Here is a 1693-nt window from a genome sequence, read left to right as displayed (position 1 = left end):
GGCGCTCTAAAATAGTGTAGGGTTATGTGAAAATACCGGCTTTAAATTATTGTAGGGTTTCCGTATTAGGTTAAGAAAACTTAAATTTATGAATTTACTAAAAATGGGTCATATTCACCACTTTGTTGGTGAAATGACCCTTTTTTTGGTCTAATGATTTATTTGATGTTTTATTTATTTTTCTTGTAACGTCCTCTAGGCCAACCTTTCATACGAATAGATTTGTGTGAACCTGCGTAATTTGGCTTTGTAGTTTTATTCATGCAATAAAGGCATCTGTTTCTATATCTCAGAAAGTTTTTATATCCTTTTGCGTTGTTTTTAATTTCTTTTGCGATTCCATTTTTGGATTCCATGATTCCATTCGTAATGCGTCGACCATCTATAAAAGTAAAAGAATTGATTATTTCTTGAGACCAGTTAATCAGTGTCTTTTTTAATTTTAAAATTTCTTGAATATTGCTCTTTTTCATTTCTTCGATATGTTTCCATAAATCATTTTCTGCATTTTCTAAATTAGAATGCTTATTAAAATACACGTAATCACTCTTTAAATAGTACGCAGTCCTTAATTCATCAGATATTCCAAGAATAAGGTCCAGAATTTGTGGGTAGTTGATATACCTGTGTAGTTTCTTGTTCCATTTTGATTCGTTTTCACGAACTTCATCTTTGAACAGGGTCCAATTGAATTTTTTCAAAAGGTAATATTCAACAGACTTTTTTGGGAACTTGTTCATTACGCGTTTTCGAACTTTATCTAAGGCTTCATTATAGTTTTTGATCACATGAAACGGATCCGCACATACTTTAGCTTTTGGAAGACGTAGTTTTACAACAGATCTGTAAGTTTCATAAAGATCCATAGATACATATTCTACATTTTCTCTTTCTGATTTAGGTATCTTTTCAAAATAGTTTAACAAGGTGGTTTTGCGCCTGTTTATAATGACATCGATTAGATTGCTAGTTTCAAAATCTAAAAGAAGACAAGAGTATTTATTCTTTCTAGATGTTTTTGAATAGATCTCATCTATACAAATGACTCTGGGAAGTGTCTGACGAGGTATGTTCACATAATCATCAAATATAGCTTCAGCTTGTGTACTTGATATATTGTTGTGCTTCGCAGCTGAAGAAAATGTTGAATTGTATTCTTTCAGCTCATTAAGTACGTTTATAATAGTGAGTTTACTTATTGAATGTTCGGTAGCCACAAAAGGATTTGGTTCATAAAAAGTCCTTCCACAGTCTTTACATACAAATCTTCTAGCATGATAGAGAAGCACACAATTACGCTGATTATATGCAGAATGTTTGATTTTTCGAACTTTATATTCTTTTATGTTGCATGAATACGAACCGCAGTTTGGACATGAAGTTTCTCTTCTTTTGAGAGTAAAATCATGATACAAAATACCATCTTTTGAATAGCTTGAAAAATCTTCCAAGTCTTTTAGTTCAATGTTTAGAATATCTGTTATAATTTCATCAGTGATAAAAATCACTCCTTCCATGAAAATCATTAGGCCAAATATGATTCTACTATGGAAGGTTTTTTTGTTTTTAAGGAAATATAAAAAAATGGGACGAACACGACCCTACGATATTTTATAGAATTTTTTTACTACTTATAAAACGACCCTATAAAAATTTAAGGACTATGTTCGACCCTACAAGAATTTAAATATCC

1 protein-coding gene is annotated in these 1693 nt (G+C 31.0%); it reads right to left on the bottom strand.

Translation table 11 applies throughout. The features are described 5' to 3' along the window. Positions 1 to 170 precede the first annotated feature (170 nt). The gene (locus tag H8911_RS12075; RefSeq protein ID WP_118116839.1) at positions 171 to 1517 is read right to left on the bottom strand and encodes an ISL3 family transposase; all 1347 of its coding nucleotides are present in this window, start codon (positions 1515 to 1517) and stop codon (positions 171 to 173) included. Positions 1518 to 1693: the final 176 nt, after the last annotated feature.

The organism is Holdemanella hominis, from assembly GCF_014306155.1.
Classification (GTDB): domain Bacteria; phylum Bacillota_I; class Bacilli_A; order Erysipelotrichales; family Erysipelotrichaceae; genus Holdemanella; species Holdemanella hominis.
This window is presented reverse-complemented; position numbering and strand designations above follow the sequence as displayed.